12 protein-coding genes are annotated in these 16,965 nt (G+C 67.6%); 6 read left to right on the top strand and 6 right to left on the bottom strand.

Going from position 1 to position 16,965, the window contains the following annotated elements; translation table 11 throughout:
* Positions 1-3: 3 nt before the first annotated feature.
* The 3 genes from CSW63_RS10200 to CSW63_RS10190 all read right to left on the bottom strand — a co-directional run bounded on the left by CSW63_RS10200 (position 4) and on the right by CSW63_RS10190 (position 4,504).
* Positions 4-591 carry an SRPBCC family protein gene (locus CSW63_RS10200; RefSeq protein ID WP_062093850.1) on the bottom strand — a complete coding sequence of 196 codons (588 nt, stop codon included), beginning with the start codon at positions 589-591 and terminating at the stop codon, positions 4-6.
* A gap of 69 nt (positions 592-660) precedes the next feature.
* Positions 661-3,483, bottom strand: a complete 2,823-nt coding sequence (locus CSW63_RS10195; protein WP_062093849.1) for an ATP-dependent DNA helicase — start codon at positions 3,481-3,483, stop codon at positions 661-663.
* A 55-nt stretch (positions 3,484-3,538) separates the two neighbouring features.
* A complete protein-coding gene (locus tag CSW63_RS10190) occupies positions 3,539-4,504 on the bottom strand; it encodes a tetratricopeptide repeat protein (RefSeq protein WP_062093848.1) in 966 nt (321 codons plus the stop codon).
* A gap of 147 nt (positions 4,505-4,651) precedes the next feature.
* On the opposite strand from CSW63_RS10190, the gene CSW63_RS10185 reads away from it, so the two are divergent.
* Positions 4,652-7,123: a ligase-associated DNA damage response DEXH box helicase gene (locus tag CSW63_RS10185; RefSeq protein ID WP_062093847.1), complete on the top strand. Its 2,472-nt coding sequence runs from the start codon at positions 4,652-4,654 to the stop codon at positions 7,121-7,123.
* On the top strand, positions 7,120-7,827 hold the full coding sequence (pdeM, locus tag CSW63_RS10180) for a ligase-associated DNA damage response endonuclease PdeM (RefSeq protein WP_062093846.1): 708 nt from the start codon (positions 7,120-7,122) through the stop codon (positions 7,825-7,827). The genes CSW63_RS10185 and pdeM overlap by 4 nt, the downstream gene beginning before the upstream one ends.
* A 7-nt stretch (positions 7,828-7,834) precedes the next feature.
* Here pdeM and CSW63_RS10175 read toward each other — a convergent pair whose 3' ends face one another.
* Positions 7,835-8,296 (bottom strand): DUF3429 domain-containing protein, encoded by a 462-nt coding sequence (locus CSW63_RS10175; RefSeq protein ID WP_062093845.1) that lies wholly within the window; start codon positions 8,294-8,296, stop codon positions 7,835-7,837.
* Between the two features lie 230 nt (positions 8,297-8,526).
* Positions 8,527-11,451, bottom strand: coding sequence for a peptidoglycan-binding protein (locus CSW63_RS10170; RefSeq protein WP_062093844.1), 2,925 nt, complete (start codon positions 11,449-11,451; stop codon positions 8,527-8,529).
* A 208-nt stretch (positions 11,452-11,659) separates the two neighbouring features.
* On the opposite strand from CSW63_RS10170, the gene CSW63_RS10165 reads away from it, so the two are divergent.
* Entirely contained in the window at positions 11,660-11,875 is a 216-nt protein-coding gene (locus CSW63_RS10165) for a hypothetical protein (protein WP_062093843.1), read from the top strand.
* Here CSW63_RS10165 and CSW63_RS10160 read toward each other — a convergent pair.
* Complete coding sequence (locus tag CSW63_RS10160) at positions 11,872-13,533, bottom strand: bifunctional lysylphosphatidylglycerol flippase/synthetase MprF (RefSeq protein WP_062093842.1); 1,662 nt, start codon at positions 13,531-13,533, stop codon at positions 11,872-11,874. The two genes, CSW63_RS10165 and CSW63_RS10160, sit on opposite strands and share 4 nt — an antisense overlap.
* A 173-nt stretch (positions 13,534-13,706) precedes the next feature.
* Between CSW63_RS10160 and CSW63_RS10150 the strand changes: the two genes are divergently transcribed.
* The 3 genes from CSW63_RS10150 to CSW63_RS10140 all read left to right on the top strand — a co-directional run bounded on the left by CSW63_RS10150 (position 13,707) and on the right by CSW63_RS10140 (position 16,906).
* On the top strand, positions 13,707-14,912 hold the full coding sequence (locus tag CSW63_RS10150) for an acyl-CoA dehydrogenase family protein (protein WP_062093841.1): 1,206 nt from the start codon (positions 13,707-13,709) through the stop codon (positions 14,910-14,912).
* 73 nt (positions 14,913-14,985) lie between these two features.
* Positions 14,986-16,119, top strand: a complete 1,134-nt coding sequence (locus tag CSW63_RS10145) for an acyl-CoA dehydrogenase family protein (RefSeq protein ID WP_062093840.1) — start codon at positions 14,986-14,988, stop codon at positions 16,117-16,119.
* 121 nt (positions 16,120-16,240) lie between these two features.
* Positions 16,241-16,906 (top strand): SH3 domain-containing protein, encoded by a 666-nt coding sequence (locus tag CSW63_RS10140; protein WP_062093839.1) that lies wholly within the window; start codon positions 16,241-16,243, stop codon positions 16,904-16,906.
* The last annotated feature ends 59 nt before the right edge of the window (positions 16,907-16,965 follow it).

Below are 16,965 nucleotides of genomic sequence, written 5' to 3'. Positions count from 1 at the left end.
TGACTACTCGCAGAGACGCTTGAGATTCATCAGCACCTTGGGCGTGTCCTTGCGTAGCGCTTCGCGGATCAGCGCTTTGGGGACAGGCCAGTCCACCGCCAGGCGATTGTCGTAGAAGACGCGGGTTCGCCGGCCGTCGTCCAAGGCTTGCAGCTTCCATTCGCCCTGCTCGACCTTCAGATCGCCGCCGACCAGCTTGAACCTGATGCGGCTGTAGGGCTCGTAGTCGGACCGGAACACGATCCGCATACCGGGAAACACCAGGTTCCTGCGGGTCACATGCTCGCGAATATCCCAGCCCCGGGCCATGTCGCCCTCGACGATGCGGCAGACGGCAAGCGTGGTGATCATCACCTTGGCCGCCGCGCAATCGGTCATGATACGCCAGACCTTCTCAGGCGGCGCATTGATATCCACCACCCCCTTCACATGCCCCGAGATGCCGTCAGGATCCGGAAACACCTCGGCATAAGCCTCCCCCTTGGCGAGCGCCGCCTTGGCCTTGGCGGAAAGCTCAAAGGACCAGGCCTGGCCCGCGACCAGCAGTGAGAACGCCACGACAGCCAGGGCGACGGGGTTTCGAACACGCATGCACAGGTCTCCTCGTGACGAGGAGCGGTACGACTCCGAACGTCGACCGGACGCATCGCGCAGGTGGGTTCAGACCGTCTTCGCGGTCAGGAAGGCGCTGGTCGCCTCAATGGCTTCGACAAGACTGACCCGCTCCAGCGTGACCCCTTCGGGAAGGCTGGAGAACAGCCGGGTGGGCGCCGCCGCGTCCAGCATCACGAAGACCCCGCGATCGTCGGCGCGTCGGATCAGTCGCCCAAAGGCTTGGCTGATTCGCGCCCGCGCCACCGCGTCGTCATAGCCCTTGCCGCCAAAGCGTAGCCGGCGCGCCTTGTGCAGCACGTCCGGTCGCGGCCAGGGCACGCGGTCGAACACCAAGAGCCGCAGCGAGCGGCCGGGCACGTCCACGCCGTCGCGAATGGCGTCGGTGCCCAGCAGGCAGGCGTCTTCCTCGGCCCGGAAGATGTCGACCAGCGCCCCGACCTCCAGGGGATCTACATGCTGGGCGTAGAGCGCCAGGCCCTGATCGGCCAGCGGCGCGGCGATACGCTCATGCACGGCCTTCAGGCGGCGGATGGCGGTGAAGAGGCCAAGCCCCCCGCCCCCAGCCGCGAGGAACAGCTCGCGCATGGCCGCAGAGACCTGACGCGGATCTTCCTTGTTCACGTCCGTGACCACAAAGGCCTTGGCGTTGTTCTCGTAGTCGAAGGGCGAAACCAGCCGAAGGACCTTGGGCGCGGAGGGCAGCCGCGCGGCTCCCGTGCGCATCTCCGCCAGGGCGAACGGATCTTCCAGCGCGGGATCGACCAAGGTGGCGCTGGTCACCAGCACGCCGTGCGCCGGCGAAAGCACCGCCGCGCGCAAGGGTTCGGTCGGGTCCACCCAGTGGCGACGGCAGGCGGCGTCGACCACGCGGCCATAGAGGAAAGTGGCCTCGAACCAGTCGACGAAATCGGGATCGCTGTCGCTCGGCTCGACGTCGTCGTCCTCGATGGCTTTCAGAATCGAGCGCCAGGCCGGCAGCGTCATGCGCGCGCGCCGATCCAACCCGCGCAGCGCGCCTTCGATCCGCGCGCGTTCCGAGGCGCCTAGGTGCTCTGCGTCCTCGTCCAGCACGTCCTCCAGCGCACGCGCCAGGGCCAGCAGCGGGGCTTCGATCGCCGCCAGCGCCTTTGCCGCCTCTGGCGCACGCTCGCGGACGAGATCGATCGGCGGGCGAGCATCGCATTGCAGGCCAAGATCGGCCCCACCCCGGTCGCCGCTGCGGGCGCGCAGCTGCTCGATGACGGCGACCAGGAAGTTCTCGATCGGGCCGATCGGGTTGATCTGGCCGTCAGGCGGCGCGACCCGGCCCGACCAGCCTTCGCCGGGAAGGGCGGCCGCGGCCTGGATGGCCTGGCTCATCGCGCCCCGCGCGCCCTCCCGGTCGCCCAGGATGTCTAGCAAGCGCGCCTCCAGGCCGCGCCCGCGACGGCCTCGGCCTTCGGGCCCACGGATCCAGCGCCGCAGCTCCGCCGCCTCAGCGCCGGACAGGGCGGCGGAGAAGGCGCTGTCGGCGGCCTCGAAAAGATGGTGGCCCTCGTCGAAGACGATCCGCTTGAGGCTGGTCGTCTCGTTGTCACCCTTCAGCCCGCGCGCGGTCCGCGCGCCGTCGAAGGCCGCCTGCGTGAGGACCAGAGCGTGGTTGGCGATCACCAGATCCGCGCGCTTTGAGGCGCGCACCGCCTTCTCGATAAAACAGATCCGATAGTGCTGGCAGCCGGCGTGGATGCACTCGCCGCGTCGGTCGACGAGGTTGGCGGGGCTGGCCTGCATGGAGGGCGGCACAGCTGTCAGGGTGGGAAGCCAAGCGGGAAAGTCCCCGCCGGTCATGTCGCCGTCGCGAGTCGCGCGGGCCCAGCGGGCCGTCAGCGCCAGCCCGATCAGGTCGCCATTGCCCAGCTGCGCACCGTTGACCTGTTCCTGAAAGTTCAACAAGCAAAGATAGTTCTCCCGACCTTTTCGCACGACGGCCTTGCGGGCGCGCTCCTTAGGATCGGGATAGATCGACCGGCTCTCGCGCTCGATCTGCCGCTGCAACGCGCGCGTATAGGTGCTGATCCACACCGACGGCCCATTCGCCTCGGCCCACAGCGACGCCGGCGCCAGATAGCCCAGAGTCTTGCCGACGCCCGTGCCAGCCTCGGCCAGCATCATACGCGGCTCACCCTCGCGCTCGCGCGGCTGGAAGGCGAACGCGGCTTCCTTGGCGAAGGTCGCCTGGGCTTCACGGACCTCTTCCAGGCCCGACCGTTGCAGCAGTTCGGCCAGGCGCTCGCCGGCGCGCTCGGGGTCGATGGGGCGCGAGCCCGCCTCGCCGGGCGGCGCCTGATCTTCCCACTCGACGAGCCGGGCCCAGACATCGAGGCCCGATCCGCGAAACTGGTTGCCGACCGGTACGGAGCGCAGAGCGCCAATCACGGCCGCCCCCCAGGACCACCCGGCCTTGGCCAGGGTTTCGGCGATCGCCAGCGTCTCCTCGCGGGACGGGACTGGCGTCAGGGCCAGCTCGCGCAGCAAGGCGTCGGCCGCTTCGCGCAGGGTCTGCGCCTGCTCGGCCGCACCGTGCGGCTCGCGCAGACCCAGGGCCGTGGCCAGCCCCACCGCCGAAGGGGCGCAGAACGCGGCCGGGCGGACAAAGGCGTGCAATTCGAGCACATCGAACAAGCGCGGAGAACGCGGCGGCGGGGACAGGTTCAGGCGGCGAGCGGTCATCGCCGCGTGAGCCACCAACACCGGACCGTGCTCGAACAGGTCGCGCGCGTCTGGCGCACGCAACATGCGGGCCTCGCCGCCATCGGCGAAGCCGGCGCGCGGTCCAGGCAGGACGACCAGGGCGGGAGCCAGATCCAGAGTCGGCGGCGAAGCAGTCACCCAGGTTCGTTACCAGAACCCGGCTCGAAACAGAATGGGAACGCGCAGGCGCGTCTCAGTCCACGGGCTCTTCATCGTCCTCGGCAAGACCCTGGAGGCGGTCGATCGCCCTCTGAGACTTTTCGCGCAAGGCAGGATCGGCGCTGTCGGCCGCGCGGCGGTACATCTCCAGCGCCAGGTCCGGATCGGCCGGGATGCCTCGGCCGGTCTCGCACATCAGCCCCAGCGCAAACCAGGCGTCATGATCGCCACGCTCGGCGGCAAGCTGAAACCAGCGCATCGCCTCGATGTAGTTCTTGGCCGTCAGCTGCCCATTGTAGTGCGCAGCGCCCAGCCGATACATCGCGTCCGGCAGATCGTTCCACGCGGCGGCCCGATAGAAATCTATCGCCTTGGCCGGGTCTGGCGGAACGCCGGTTCCTTCGGCGTGCAGACGACCCAGCTCGTTCATCGCCTCGGGCGAGCCCATCTCGATGGCCCGCCGCAGCCAGAGCACGCCCCGCCTTGTATCCGCGCGCCCGCCGTACCCCGTCATCAAGGCCACGCCGGCGCCAAACGCGCCCGTGGCGGATCCCGCTTCCGCCGACCGGATATACCAAGCCCGCGCGAGGCGAGGGTTCTCGGGCAGGCCGTGATCGCCACGATGGATGACGGCGAGGTTGAACATCGCGTTCGGATCACCCCGCCGCGCGGCGCGCACATAGAGCGCCACGGCGTCGCGGGTGTTGGCCGCAAGCCCTTCAGCGCCGAGCAGATAGAGGTTACCCAGCTCGACCATCGCGTCGGTGTCGCCCAGCGCCACAGCCTTTCGCAGCCAGACGAGACCTTGGGCGACATCCGGCTCACGCCCCTCGCCCCGCAGATGACAGATGGCCAAGTCGACATAGAAGGACGTATCGCCCTGCAGGGAAGCACGCTCGACGGCGTCGCAGTCGACCCGGGGTCGCCAATCCTCGCCCCATGCCGCGCCGGCGGGCCCGAAGGCCACGAGCACCAGCGCGATCACCCATCCCGGACGCATACGATCCCCATCTTCGCCGGGGCCGTCAGGTCAACCTCGCCAGCATCGGCATAGACAACCGCGAGCAGCGGCCGACGCAACCGAACTCGCGCGACGCGCGCGCAAAAGACGGATGAAACAGAAAGGGAACATGCTATATCGCCACCAATGTCTGCGGCGAACGCCCTTCCCCCCCGGTTCCAGGCCTGGTTCGCCAAGCGCGGGTGGACCCCGCGCGAACATCAGCTCGCCATGCTGGTAAAGGCGCGGGCCGGTCGCGGAGCCTTGCTGATCGCGCCGACGGGGGGCGGCAAGACGCTCGCCGGCTTCCTGCCCAGCCTGATCGAGCTGGCCGAGCGTGCGCCCCGCAACACCCCCGCCGGCGTCCACACCCTCTACATCTCGCCCCTGAAGGCGCTGGCGGTCGATGTCGAGCGTAACCTTCTGACGCCGATCCGCGAGATGGGCCTGCCGATCGTAGCCGAGAGCCGCACCGGCGACACCGGCGAGAGCCGCAAGGCCCGCCAGAAAGTCCGTCCGCCCGACATCCTGCTGACGACGCCCGAGCAACTGGCCCTGTTCTGCGCCTGGGAAGGCGCGCGGGAGTACTTTTCCGACCTTTCCTGCGTCATCATCGACGAGGCTCACGCGATCTGGCCCAGCAAGCGCGGCGATCTTTTGGCGTTGGGCCTGGCGCGCCTGCAGCAGTTCGCACCGAGGATGCGGCGGGTCGGCTTGTCGGCGACGGTCGATGATCCGGACTTGGTGAGGAAGTGGCTAGGCGCAAACAAAAGCCCTCTCCCTGAAGGGGAGGATTGCTCCATCGACCTCGTCCTCGGCTCAGGCGGCGCGCAGCCGGTGGTCGAAGTGCTGGTGTCAGGCGGACGCGTCCCATGGGCTGGCCATACGGCCGAGCACGCCATGGCCGAGGTCTATGAGATCATCAAGGGATCCAAGACCGCCCTCGTCTTCGTCAACACCCGCTTCCAGGCCGAATTCGCCTTTCAACGCCTGTGGGAGCTGAACGACGAGGGTCTGCCGATCGCCTTGCATCACGGGAGTCTCTCGGCGGAGCAGCGGCGCAAGGTCGAGGCGGCGATGGCGCGCGGGGAGCTGCGGGCGGTGGTCTGCACCTCGACTCTCGACATGGGGATCGACTGGGGCGACGTGGATCTCGTCATTCAGCTGGCCGCGCCCAAGGGGGCCTCGCGGATGGTCCAGCGTATCGGCCGCGCCAACCACCGCCTGGACGAGCCGAGCCGCGCCCTGTTCGTGCCGGCCAGCCGCTTCGAGATGCTGGAATGCCGCGCCGCCGCCGACGCGATCCTGGAAAACCATCTCGACGGCGAACCGCCGCGCATCGGCGCCCTCGACGTGCTGGCCCAGCATGTGATGGGCTGCGCCTGCTCCGAACCGTTCAAGCTGACCGACCTCTATGACGAGGTCCGTTCTGCGGGACCTTACGCGGATCTGAGCTGGGAGGATTTCGAGGCCGTCGTCGACTTTGTCTCGACCGGCGGCTACGCCCTGCGCACCTACGACAAGTTTCGCCGGATCGTGCAGACCGCCGATGGCTTGTGGACCGCGCGCAACGCCCAGGCGCGGCAGCAACACCGGATGAACGTCGGAGCCATCATCTCCCCGGCCACGATCAACATCCGGATCGGCGGGGGCCGCAAACCGGTGGGCGGCCGCAAGATCGGTGAGGCCGAGGAAGGCTATTTCGAGCAACTGACGCCCGGCGACACTTTCGTCTTCGCCGGTCAGGTCTGGCGCTACAACAGCCTTGTCGGGGCAGACGCCTTTGTCTCGCCTGCGCCGAACGATGATCCCAAGATGCCCAGCTGGGGCGGCTCGAAGTTCCCGTTGTCGACCTATCTGGCCGGGCGCGTTCGTCAAATGATGCATGACGAGCGCGAATGGGGCGCCCTGCCCGGCGATGTGCAGGAGTGGCTGTCGTGGCAGAAGACCCGCTCAGCCATTCCATCGGAAGGCGAGATGCTGCTGGAGACCTTCCCGCGCGGGAAGCGATTCCACATGGTCTGCTATCCGTTCGACGGGCGTCTGGCGCACACGACCCTGGCCATGCTTCTGACCCGGCGTCTGGATCGCCTGGGCGTGGGCCCGCTGGGCTTTGTCTGCAACGACTACGCGCTGAACCTCTGGTCGCTGCGTCCGATGGACGAGCTCGACCTGGATGAGCTGTTCGCCCAGGACATGCTGGGCGATGACCTGGAGGCCTGGCTGGACGAGAGCTTCATGATGAAGCGATCGTTCAAGCACTGCGCCTTGATCGCCGGCCTGATCGAGCGTCGTCACCCCGGCGCCGAGAAGTCGGGCCGGCAAGTCACCTTCTCTACGGACCTGATCTACGACGTGCTGCGCAAACACCAACCTGACCACCTGATGCTGCGTTGCGCGCGGTTCGACGCCGCGACGGGTCTTCTCGACATCGCCCGCTTGGGCGACATGCTGACCCGGGTCAGAGGCCATATCCGACACGTGGCGCTCGATCGCGTGTCTCCCTTCGCTGTGCCGATGATGCTGGAGATCGGTCGCGAACGCGCGCCAGGCGACGCCGCCGGCGAAATGATCCTCGCCGAGGCCGAGGAAGACCTGATCGCCGAGGCGCGGCCATGACCCGCTTCGAACCCTCCGCATGCGGTGGCCTGCGCGTGGCCCTGGCCAATGTCGAGGTGATGCTGCGCTGGTCCGGCGCGATGTGGATCGAGGGCGAGCGCACGCTGATCGTGGCCGATCTGCACTTCGAAAAAGGCAGCAGCTACGCCGCGCGGTTTGGTCAGATGCTGCCGCCCTACGACACGCGCGAGACTCTCGACCGGCTCGATCGCGAGATCGCTCAGCTTGCGCCTGAGCGGCTGATCTTTCTCGGCGACAGCTTCCATGACGGCCAGGGCGAAACTCGGCTAGCGACGGAAGATTACCGACGCGTCGAAGGGCTAGCTGTGGGACGCGAGCTGATCTGGGCGGTCGGCAACCATGATCTGGAGGGCCCGCAATCGCTGCCAGGCGATGTTATCGATGAGGCCAATATCGCGGGTCTCGTTCTGCGGCATGAACCCCTGGCCGGCGCGCAGCCCGGCGAAGTGGCCGGCCACCTGCATCCTGCGGCCAAGGTTTCCAGCGGACGGGCCACGGTGCGCCGGCGCTGCTTCGTCACGGACGGCGCCCGCATCGTGCTGCCAGCCTTCGGCGCCTATACGGGGGGTCTGAATGTCCTGGACAAGGCGTTCTCGAACCTCTTCGAGGGGCCGGTCATGGCCGGCGCCCTGGGGCCGCGCCGGGTGCACGCGGTGGGCGCGAAATCCTTGAGACCCGACTGACGCCGGATCACATGTGCAGGGCCTGCTCCAGGGAAAAGGCTAGAGAGATGGCCGCCCCGGCGGTCAACAAGGTGCGCATGCGCGGACGCCAGCCTGGTCCCTCATGGTCGGTGACGTCCCAGACCCATTGCAGCAGGAACACCAGCAGGAATCCCGACAGCTGCCAGGCGGGCTCGAACTTCAGCTCGCCGAGCAGCAAGCCAAAGCCGGCGAGCGGAAACAGCAGCGAAATGCCCAACACCGACCAGCGGGGGCTGGGGTTCTCGATCTCCAGGCCCGTGCGGACCCCGCCGAAGTAGGAGACCATCGCCGCAGAGTAGGCCAGCAGCCCCAGCAGCGCGGATTTCTGAATCGCGGCGGGGCCGTAACAGAACAGACCCGACGCCAAGAAGAAGGGGATCAAGGTCGAAAGACCAAAGACCCACGCCGCCGGAGGAACCGGCGTCCGCCCGCCCGCGGACTCGTTCATGCCACAACTCCTTCGGCCGACGACCGTGGCCGCCTGCCCTGCCCCTATCGCGACTATTACCGACCGGACGCGATAGGTCCACGGACGATCTTCGGCGACCGGCTAGATGGTTTATGACCTGAAGTGGCCTAGAAAGGCGATTGAATGCAATGGACTTTTGTCCGTGCGCCGCTTTCGGCAGGCGCCTCGCGCCCGTTTAGCGTTGTCGGAAGCGTTAGCCCGCGAGGCTGTCAGCGCGCGTAGACCGACAGTCGATTGAGCGTCTCGCCATCCACCGCGCCGGTGGCGGGCAGACCCTGATCGCGCTGGTAGGCCGAGATCGCCATTCGCAGCGCCGGGGACGAAACACCGTCCCGAGGACCTTGATAGTAGCCCAGCTGCGACAGAACACGTTGAGCCAGACCCAGATTGGCGTTGGCGGCGGCCGGCGCGGCGGCCGATAGACCTGCGGTCTGAACTTGCGTCTGCGGACGGAAGGCCAAGGCCGAGCGATCGGCGGTCTGCTGAGCTTCCGCGGTCAGTTGCGAGCGCAGCGCGTTGGCGCGGCCACGGGCGGTCGAGTCGCCGGCCCGCCCCGCGATCACGTACCACTTGTAGGCCTCGGCGGGGTTCTGGCTGACGCCAAGGCCGCTCTCGTACAACTGCGCGAGATTGAACTGGCTGTCGACGAGGCCCATGTCGGCGGCCTTGCGGAACCAGGTCGCGGCGGTGGTCGAATTGCGGGGACCGCCCTCGCCCTTGAAGTAGTAGAGCGCCAGGTTGTGCATGGCGCGCGGGTCACCGCCGTTGGCCGCGCGCTCACTCCAGCGCCGGGCCTGGGCCATGTCGACCTTCACGCCGTTCTTTCCGCCCTCGTACATCTTTGAGAGATAGAACTGCGCGGCCGGATAGCCGCCGTTCGCGGCGCGCTTCAGCAGCTCGACACCGGTCCGGTCACCCGACTCGATCTTGCGGACCGCGTCTTCGAACAGAGCCTTCGACTCGTTCGTCGGCGGCGCAGCGGTCGCGTCGACCGGCGTGGGCGCAACCTGTCCCGTCGCCAGAGCAACAGCTGCGCGCGGCGCGCCCGGCGTGGTGTCAGCTTCGGGTCCGTTGACTTCGACATCCGCCTTGCGCCCGGCGATCGCCTGAGCGACGCGGCTCGGCGCGGTGTTCGAACCTTCCGTGTTCAGGAGCAGCAGCCCCCCTACGCCCGCGCCCAAGGCGCCGGCGGCGGCGAACACGATGAACGCCGTGCTCAGGGTCGCCCCCAGGCGCGCCTTGGACTTCTTGGTCGAGAACCCGCCAAAGCCGCTGAACAGCGAGCCGCTGGACTTGGGACTTTTTTCCTTCTTGGCGGCCTTGTCGGCCTTGCCCTTGCTTGGGCTCTTGCCTTCCGACGCGGCGGCCGCGCGCGCGGCGGCGCGCGCCTGCTCGATGATGTCGCGAGTCGACATCGGGCGGGTCGGTTGGGCCGGCGCGAAGTCGGAAACCTCTTGCTCGACCTCGTAGCGCTGACCTTCGGGCTCGAAGCCGTCGGCGATGGCGTAGTCGTCCTGAGCGAAACCTCGGTCCTCGGGCTCAACGGCCGGAAACGCCTCAACCTCAAAGCTCCGGGCGGGCGTCGGCGGCGGGTCGAAGACCTCTTCCTCGTCGTCGACCGTGCTGAACGATGCGGCCTGGCTGAAGTAGCTGTCGTCAAACGGCGACGGCGTCGGAGCGGCGGGTCGTGTCGGCGCGGCCGGGGCGATCGGCGCCGACGGCGGCGCGGCCGCTTCCAGCTTGCGCTGCGCGTCGGATAGACGGCTGTCGATCTTCTCGCGCGCCTCCTCGAGCATCCGGAGCGTGCGCTCCTCGCTTTGGCGAATCCGATCCACCAGCTCCTGGCTGGAGCGTTCGTGGCGTTGGTTCAGGCGTTCGGTGACGCGGGCCACCTGCTCGCCGACATCGTCGATGGCCAGGGCGTTGCGACGCTCGGCGCTGCCGATCCGCTCGGCCAGCTTTTCGGTGATCCGGGCGATCTCACCGCCCAGCTTTTCAAGGGCTTGGGCCTGTACGCTGTCGGCGCGGTTGAGCTTGTGTTCGACGCTGGCCGCGATGCGCGCGACCTCGCCGCCGACCTGCTCAATGGCGCTGGCGTTACGGCTTTCGGCAGCGTGAACGCGACGGTTGAAGGCGTCGGCCACGCCGACGATCTCGCGCCCCATCCGCTCAATGGCTTGAGCCGAGCGCTGTTCGGCGGCCTGAACATGGGCCGCCATCTCGCCCAGCTTGCGCTCCATCCGGTCAAAGCGACCGTCAGCGCTTTCGCGAAGCTTCGCCGCCATCTCAAGGCGCGCGGCTTCCATCTTTTGCGTGAGGGTGGCCGCGAGGCTGTCCAGTCGCTCCTGAACCCCCGACGCGGGGTTGGCGCTCTCCACCGCGCCCAGACGCTGATCCAGCGCCTGGAACGAGCTTCCCAGCTCGCGCAGAGCTTCGCTGGTGCGGCTCTCGGCGGCTTCCAGCCGTTCACCCAGGCGAGCGACGACGGCGTCGACCAGAGCGCTCGGATCGCTGGCGACCTGCTGGTTCAGCCGTGCCTCCAGCGTCGCGATGGCCTCGCGGGTCCTGGCCTCGCCCTCGTAAAGGTGGCCAGCGACCTTGCCCAAGGCCCCTTCCAGCGCGCGCAGCGCCTCGGCCGAGCGCGGGCCCGCCGCTTCGGCCTCGATCCGGCGTAGGCGTTCGGTCGTCCGGGCCTGTTCAGTCTTCAGTTCATCGACAGCGCCTTCAAACCTCGCGGCGACGGCGATCTGCTCACGCTCCGACTGACCCAGCCGGGCCAGAGCGTCACGGACGGAATGGTCGATGCCGGTGATGGCTGCGGCGTTGCGGCCCTCGGCGGCCTCGATGCGCTGGGTCAGACGGTCCAGCGCCAACGCGACGCGGCCAACCTCATCGGCGGGATGTTCGGCGATCTCGATACGCGGAGGCGCGTCCTCTTTGACGATCTCGAGATAGGCGCGGTTCGGGGCCTCGTCGGAGCCTGGACGCGCGTCGGCGCCCAGACCATCGCCCTCGATGATCATGCGGTTGAGCCACTCACCCAGAGTCATGCCGGAGCGACGCGCGAGGTCTTTCGCGACCTCCCGTGCCTTGGGGTCAATCCCCTTAACGCTCCATGGCGACGCCGCCGTCATGCGAATCGATCTCCCCGCATCTGGGGAAAACGCTAGTCACCGATTCCTAGGGTGTAAACGCGACGAAAACGCCAGATGTAGTGGCTGCGCGATTCACTGTGGAGGAATCAGGACAGAGTCCCATCACTCTGTAACGCGGTTCAAAAGCAAGAGGGTTAACGCAGGTTAACCATTTGCCAGGCGGATTGTCGCAGGCTTAGAAGCGCGGATGGACCTGACCGTCACCGCCGCCGCCGCGATCCTGTTCCTGATCCTCGCCGTGCTCTTCGGCTGGCTTGGCGCTCGGCCCATCAATGTTCTCAAGGGGCCGCGGCTGATTCCGTGGCGTCCGTTGATGATGATCTGCGTCGTCGGCCTGATGCTCATGATGGTGCATCTGGTGAACCTGCTGGGCGTGCAGACCGGCGGCCAGCCGCGCTATTAGGTCGCGGCCTTCTCAGGCGTCTTCTTGGGCCTTTTGGCCAATCCCGACACCCCTCCCGACGACAACAAGCCGACGTCCGCCAGCAGGAACGGGATGGCCCACTTCTGAGGCGCGGCGATGTAGCGCGGTTGCCAGACCGGGTCGTACTTGTCCTTGTAGCGGCGCACGCCCTGGAAATTGTAGATTTCCTCGCCGCGCTCGAAGAGCAGCCGCCCGACGCGTGACATGATCGGCGCCAGCGGCCGATCCTGCAGGCCCGCCAGCGGCGCGACGCCGAACTCGAAGGCGCTGTACCCCTCGTCCTTGCCCCACTGGAGCAACTCGACGAACAGGTAGTCCATGACGTTCTTGGGCGCTTCGTCGGAGTAGCGCATCAGATCCATGGAAAACGCGGTCTTGGCGGCCGTGGTCCACAGCGTAGCGAATGCAACGATCTTGCCTTCGCTGCGAACGACCGCGACAGGGAACTCGGCGACGTAACGCGGATCAAAGCCGCCCATGGAAAAGCTCTTTTCGCCGCCGGCGTGATGCGAGAGCCAGGAGTCCGAGATCGCCTTCAGCTCATCCATCAGGGCCGGCGCCGCGCCGACAGGCAGGACCTCGAACGCCGCGCCCCCCTCCCCGGCTTTGCGCCAGTTCCGGCGCAGCACTTCCCGGCGTCGCCCCACAAGACTGAACGCCTCCAACGGCACAGCCGCGCTTTCGCCGGTCTTCTGGATCGCCAGACCCAAGTCCACCGTATCGGGCAGGTCGTCGGGCCCGAGCCCGTAAAAGCCCGCGCGCGCGGCGTGGGCGTCGGCCAGTTCACGGAACCGCCAGAAGAGCTCCATGCGCTCCTCGCGCTTGCCGACCGGCGGGCCGAGCGCAATCCACGACCGACCGCGAACGCCGAACATCAAGAAGGTCTCGCCCGAGGCCGAGAACAAGAAACGCTTGTCGCCCAGAAGCGCGAGGTTGGCGCTGGGCTCTGCCCCTTCGGCCTTGGCCAGAATGGCGCGCACCCGGTCAAACTCCGGGTCGGTGTCATCAACGACAGAGGGCGTCGCCGCCGTCGCCATCAGGCGCCAGACGCCAACGGCCAGCAGGACAATCGCGGCGGCGACCGACGAGCGGATGGCCCGGGCGGCTTCGTCGTGATCCTGAAGGATCTTGATCCAGGACTTATCGGCGAATTCGGTGTGGTGGAACGACCACCAACCCAGAACAGAAGCGCCGACAATGGCGGCTGCGGCGGATAGCAGCCATCCGGGCGTGATCTCCATCTTCGTCAGCGCCGCCTTGCGAGGAAACGCGTCGTGAAATGGCAGGATGAGGAAGAAGCAGACCAGCAGCATCGCGGTCTCTTCCCAGTTCAAGCCCTTGAAGATCGCGAGAACGGCCGAAGCCCCCAGCACGATCAAGGCGGCCCACCAGGCCGCACCCAGGCGGGCGCGCAGGCCAAAGGCCAGCAACAGCAGTACGAGACCCAGAATGGAGGAGAAGAAGTGGCTGATTTCGATCAGCAGATCCGGCGCGAAGGCCAGCAGCAGCAGGAAACGGGTCGGCTCTGAAGGCGTCGCGCCGGAGGCTAACAGCATGACGCCTGCCGACGCGGTCAGGATCGCCGCCACGGTGGGGGCGATCGCGTGGGCCGCGGGCCTGAAAACTGTCGAGGACATCCAGATCCCGAAATCGCGAATCCCCGAGGGATCCAGGAGCAGCCGCTTCTATACAGCGTAATGCCCGGCGGGGTCGCGCGCCAAGATGCGAACGATTGTTTGAAACAGCTTGCCCGCGTCGCCGCTAGGCGTAGTGTGTCGGCCAACACCGGTCCGCTTAGGGAGAAGAGACCATGGCCGATTTCGGGGGAACCGATCTCGACGCCTTCCGCGCCGACACCCGCGCCTGGCTCGAAGCCAACTATCCGAAGTCGCTCAATGCGCCCATGGGCGAGGATGAGGCCCCCTGGGGCGGCCGCAAGATGGTGTGGAAGAACCCTGACGCCAAGCTCTGGCTGGACCGGATGGCCGAACGCGGCTGGACCGCGCCGATGTGGCCCAAGGAGTACGGCGGCGGCGGCCTTTCCAAGGCCCAGAACAAGGTGCTCGAGCAAGAACTCCGTCGCATCAAGGCGCGGCCCGCCCTGATGAGCTTCGGCGTCTGGATGCTTGGCCCGGTGCTGCTGGAATACGCCACGGAGGAGCAGAAGCAGCGCTTCCTGCCGCAGATCGTGCGCGGCGAGATTCGCTGGTGCCAAGGCTACAGCGAACCAGGCGCCGGCTCTGACCTCGCGTCCCTGCAGACCAAGTGCGAGGACAAGGGCGACCACTACCTGATCAATGGCCAGAAGGTCTGGACCAGCTATGCCGACCAGGCCGACTGGATCTTTTGCCTGGTGCGCACTGACACGAGCAAGAAGCACGAGGGCATCTCTTTCGTGCTGTTCGACATGACCACGCCGGGGGTTGAAGCCCGTCCGATCAAGCTGATCAGCGGCTCCTCGCCGTTCTGCGAGACCTTCTTCGACAATGTGAAGGTTCCCAAGGAACAGCTGGTCGGCAAGCTGAACGGCGGCTGGGACATCGCCAAGCGCCTGCTTCAGTACGAACGCCAGAACATCAGCGCCTCGGGCTTTGGCGGCGGCGGCGGCCTGTCGGTCGTGGAGGCCGCCAAGAAGGAGATCGGCGTCGACAGCGAAGGCCGGATCGCCGACGGTGATTTCCGTGCTCGCCTCGCCGCCCATTCGATGGACGCCCACGCGTTCATGCTGACCGTGCGCCGCGCCGAGGCGGAGTCCAAGCAGGGCTCGGGCCCCAGCGCCGCCGTCTCGATCATCAAGTACGCCGCCGCCAAGATGAACCAGGAGCGCACCGAGCTGCTCGTCGAGGCGCTGGGCCTTCAGGGCCTGGGCTGGGAGGGCGAAGGCTTCAGCGCCGAGGAGCTGGCCGCGCCACGCGCCATGCTGCGCGCCAAGGGCAACTCGATCGAGGGCGGCACCAGCGAGGTGAATCTGAACGTCGTCGCCAAGCGGGTCCTGGGTCTGCTGGACCACCAGTAGCCCCTTCGCACCGCAACCCGCGCCCGCCGTCGGAACGGCGCGCCAAGACCAAGACTTTTCGAGGAGCCTGAACATGGCCGTCCTGACTGAAGAACAGACGATGCTGCGCGACGCCGCCAAGGGCTGGGCCAGCGAAAGCGCGCCCGTCGGCGCCCTGCGCAAGCTGCGCGACAGCAAGAGCAAGCAGACCTTCGATCCCGCCGCCTGGGCCGAAATGGGCCAGATGGGCTGGGCCGGGGTGATCGTGCCGGAAGCCTATGACGGTTCGGCCTTCGGCTATCTGGGCCTGGGCCTGATCCTGGAAGAGACGGGCCGCACCCTGGCCGCTTCTCCCCTGCTCTCCACCGCCATGATCGCCGCTTCGGCGTTGCAGCTGGGCGGCTCGGACACCCAGAAGCAGGCCTGGCTGCCCAAGATCGCCACCGGCGAGGCCGTCGCCACCCTGGCGATCGACGAAGGCTCCCACCACACGCCGGCGCGCACCGCCCTTTCGGCGACCAAGAGCGGCGCAGGCTATGTGCTGAACGGCGCCAAGACCCTGGTGCTGGACGGCGAGGCCGCCGATCTGCTGATTGTCGCGGCCCGCACAAGCGGTCAGCCAGGCGACACCGCCGGCCTGACCCTATTCCTCGTCGCGGGCGACGTTGCCGGCGTGACCCGCTCGCACCTGTCGCTGATCGACTCACGCGGCGCGGCCAAGATCGACTTTGACAGTGTCGAAGTCAGCGCAGACGCCGTGCTCGGCGAGGTCGACAAGGGCTGGGCCGTGCTCGAGCCGACCCTGGATCGCGCCTATGCCGGCCTCGCCGCCGAGATGCTGGGCAGCGCCAGCGCCGCCTTCGATATCACCCTGGACTATCTGAAGACCCGCACCCAGTTCGGCCAGGTCATCGGCACGTTCCAGGCCCTGCAGCACCGCGCGGCCAAGTGGTTCACCGACCTGGAGACCACCCGCTCGTGCGTCGAGGCCGCTCTGGAGGCTCTGGACGCCGGCGCCGACAGCCGCGCCCTGGCGTCTCTGGCCAAGGCCAAGGCCAGCGAACTGGTGCATCTGGCGTCCAACGAGATGGTTCAGATGCACGGCGGCATTGGCATGACCGACGCCCACGACGCCGGCCTGTACATGAAGCGCGCGCGCGTCACCGAGGCCCTGTTCGGCGGCGCCAGCTTCCATCGCGACCGCTATGCCCGCTTGATGGGCTTCTAACCCCCCCGTTCAGGGGATAGGCCCCCGCGCCAGCCGCCGGATACCGTCGTTCGCGTAATGACGGACCGGCCGCCCGCGGTGGGCTTAGACGGTCGCCGGCTCCCGTCATCCGGAGCCGAACATGACCAAGACCCTGGCTACCTTCGCCGCGCTGGGCCTCGCCCTGAGCGCGACGGCCACCTACGCCCAGACCCCGCTTCAAATGAGCTATCCCACTGACGCGTCGATGACCTGCGAGCAGATCAGCGCGGAAATGGTGCGCATGGATCAGTTGATGGGCGCCTCCAACTCCGCGATCGCCAGCGCCGAAGGGGCCGCGCGCGGGGCCGAGACGGCGGCGAGCCTGGGCGTGAACGCCGCGCTCTACAGCGGGGCGCTGGGTCGCGTACCGGGCCTTGGCATGTTCGCCAACGCCGCGGCGGCGCAAGCCAAGGCCGCAGCGGCGGCCAAGGCCCAACGCGAGGCCCAGAACATCCAGATCGCTCAGCAACGGCGCGCGGTGATGGGCGGCCTCTATCAGGGCAAGTGCGCTGGCGCCCCGACCGCGACGGCGGTGTCGGCCACTCTTGCAACCGCGCCTGTCTCAACCAGCGCGCCAAACCTTCTGGCGGCGACGCAAGATATCGCGCTACGCGCCTCCGCCTCGCCGACGGCGGCCGTGGTCGGCTCAGTCAGGGCGGGCGCCTCGGTCTATCCGACCGGGCAGCGCAACGGCGTCTGGATGGAAGTCGACGACGAAAACGGCGCCCGTGGCTGGATGTCCTCCGCCTTCGCCAAAGCCAAATAGACCTCCGGCCGGATCGCGCGGCGGCGCGATCTTCACGCCGCGCGACGCAAGGGCTCCGC

The organism is Caulobacter sp. FWC26 (assembly GCF_002742645.2).
Classification (GTDB): domain Bacteria; phylum Pseudomonadota; class Alphaproteobacteria; order Caulobacterales; family Caulobacteraceae; genus Caulobacter.
Note: the sequence above shows the minus strand (reverse complement) of the source record. Positions and strands in the feature narration are given on the sequence as shown.

Coding starts and splice junctions, on each gene's coding strand:
- CSW63_RS10200 (WP_062093850.1), bottom strand. CDS start 591: ATGCGTGTTCGAAACCCCGTCGCCCTGGCTGTCGTGGCGTTCTCACTG.
- CSW63_RS10190 (WP_062093848.1), bottom strand. CDS start 4,504: ATGCGTCCGGGATGGGTGATCGCGCTGGTGCTCGTGGCCTTCGGGCCC.
- CSW63_RS10185 (WP_062093847.1), top strand. CDS start 4,652: ATGTCTGCGGCGAACGCCCTTCCCCCCCGGTTCCAGGCCTGGTTCGCC.
- pdeM (WP_062093846.1), top strand. CDS start 7,120: ATGACCCGCTTCGAACCCTCCGCATGCGGTGGCCTGCGCGTGGCCCTG.
- CSW63_RS10175 (WP_062093845.1), bottom strand. CDS start 8,296: ATGAACGAGTCCGCGGGCGGGCGGACGCCGGTTCCTCCGGCGGCGTGG.
- CSW63_RS10170 (WP_062093844.1), bottom strand. CDS start 11,451: ATGACGGCGGCGTCGCCATGGAGCGTTAAGGGGATTGACCCCAAGGCA.
- CSW63_RS10165 (WP_062093843.1), top strand. CDS start 11,660: ATGGACCTGACCGTCACCGCCGCCGCCGCGATCCTGTTCCTGATCCTC.
- CSW63_RS10160 (WP_062093842.1), bottom strand. CDS start 13,533: ATGTCCTCGACAGTTTTCAGGCCCGCGGCCCACGCGATCGCCCCCACC.
- CSW63_RS10150 (WP_062093841.1), top strand. CDS start 13,707: ATGGCCGATTTCGGGGGAACCGATCTCGACGCCTTCCGCGCCGACACC.
- CSW63_RS10145 (WP_062093840.1), top strand. CDS start 14,986: ATGGCCGTCCTGACTGAAGAACAGACGATGCTGCGCGACGCCGCCAAG.
- CSW63_RS10140 (WP_062093839.1), top strand. CDS start 16,241: ATGACCAAGACCCTGGCTACCTTCGCCGCGCTGGGCCTCGCCCTGAGC.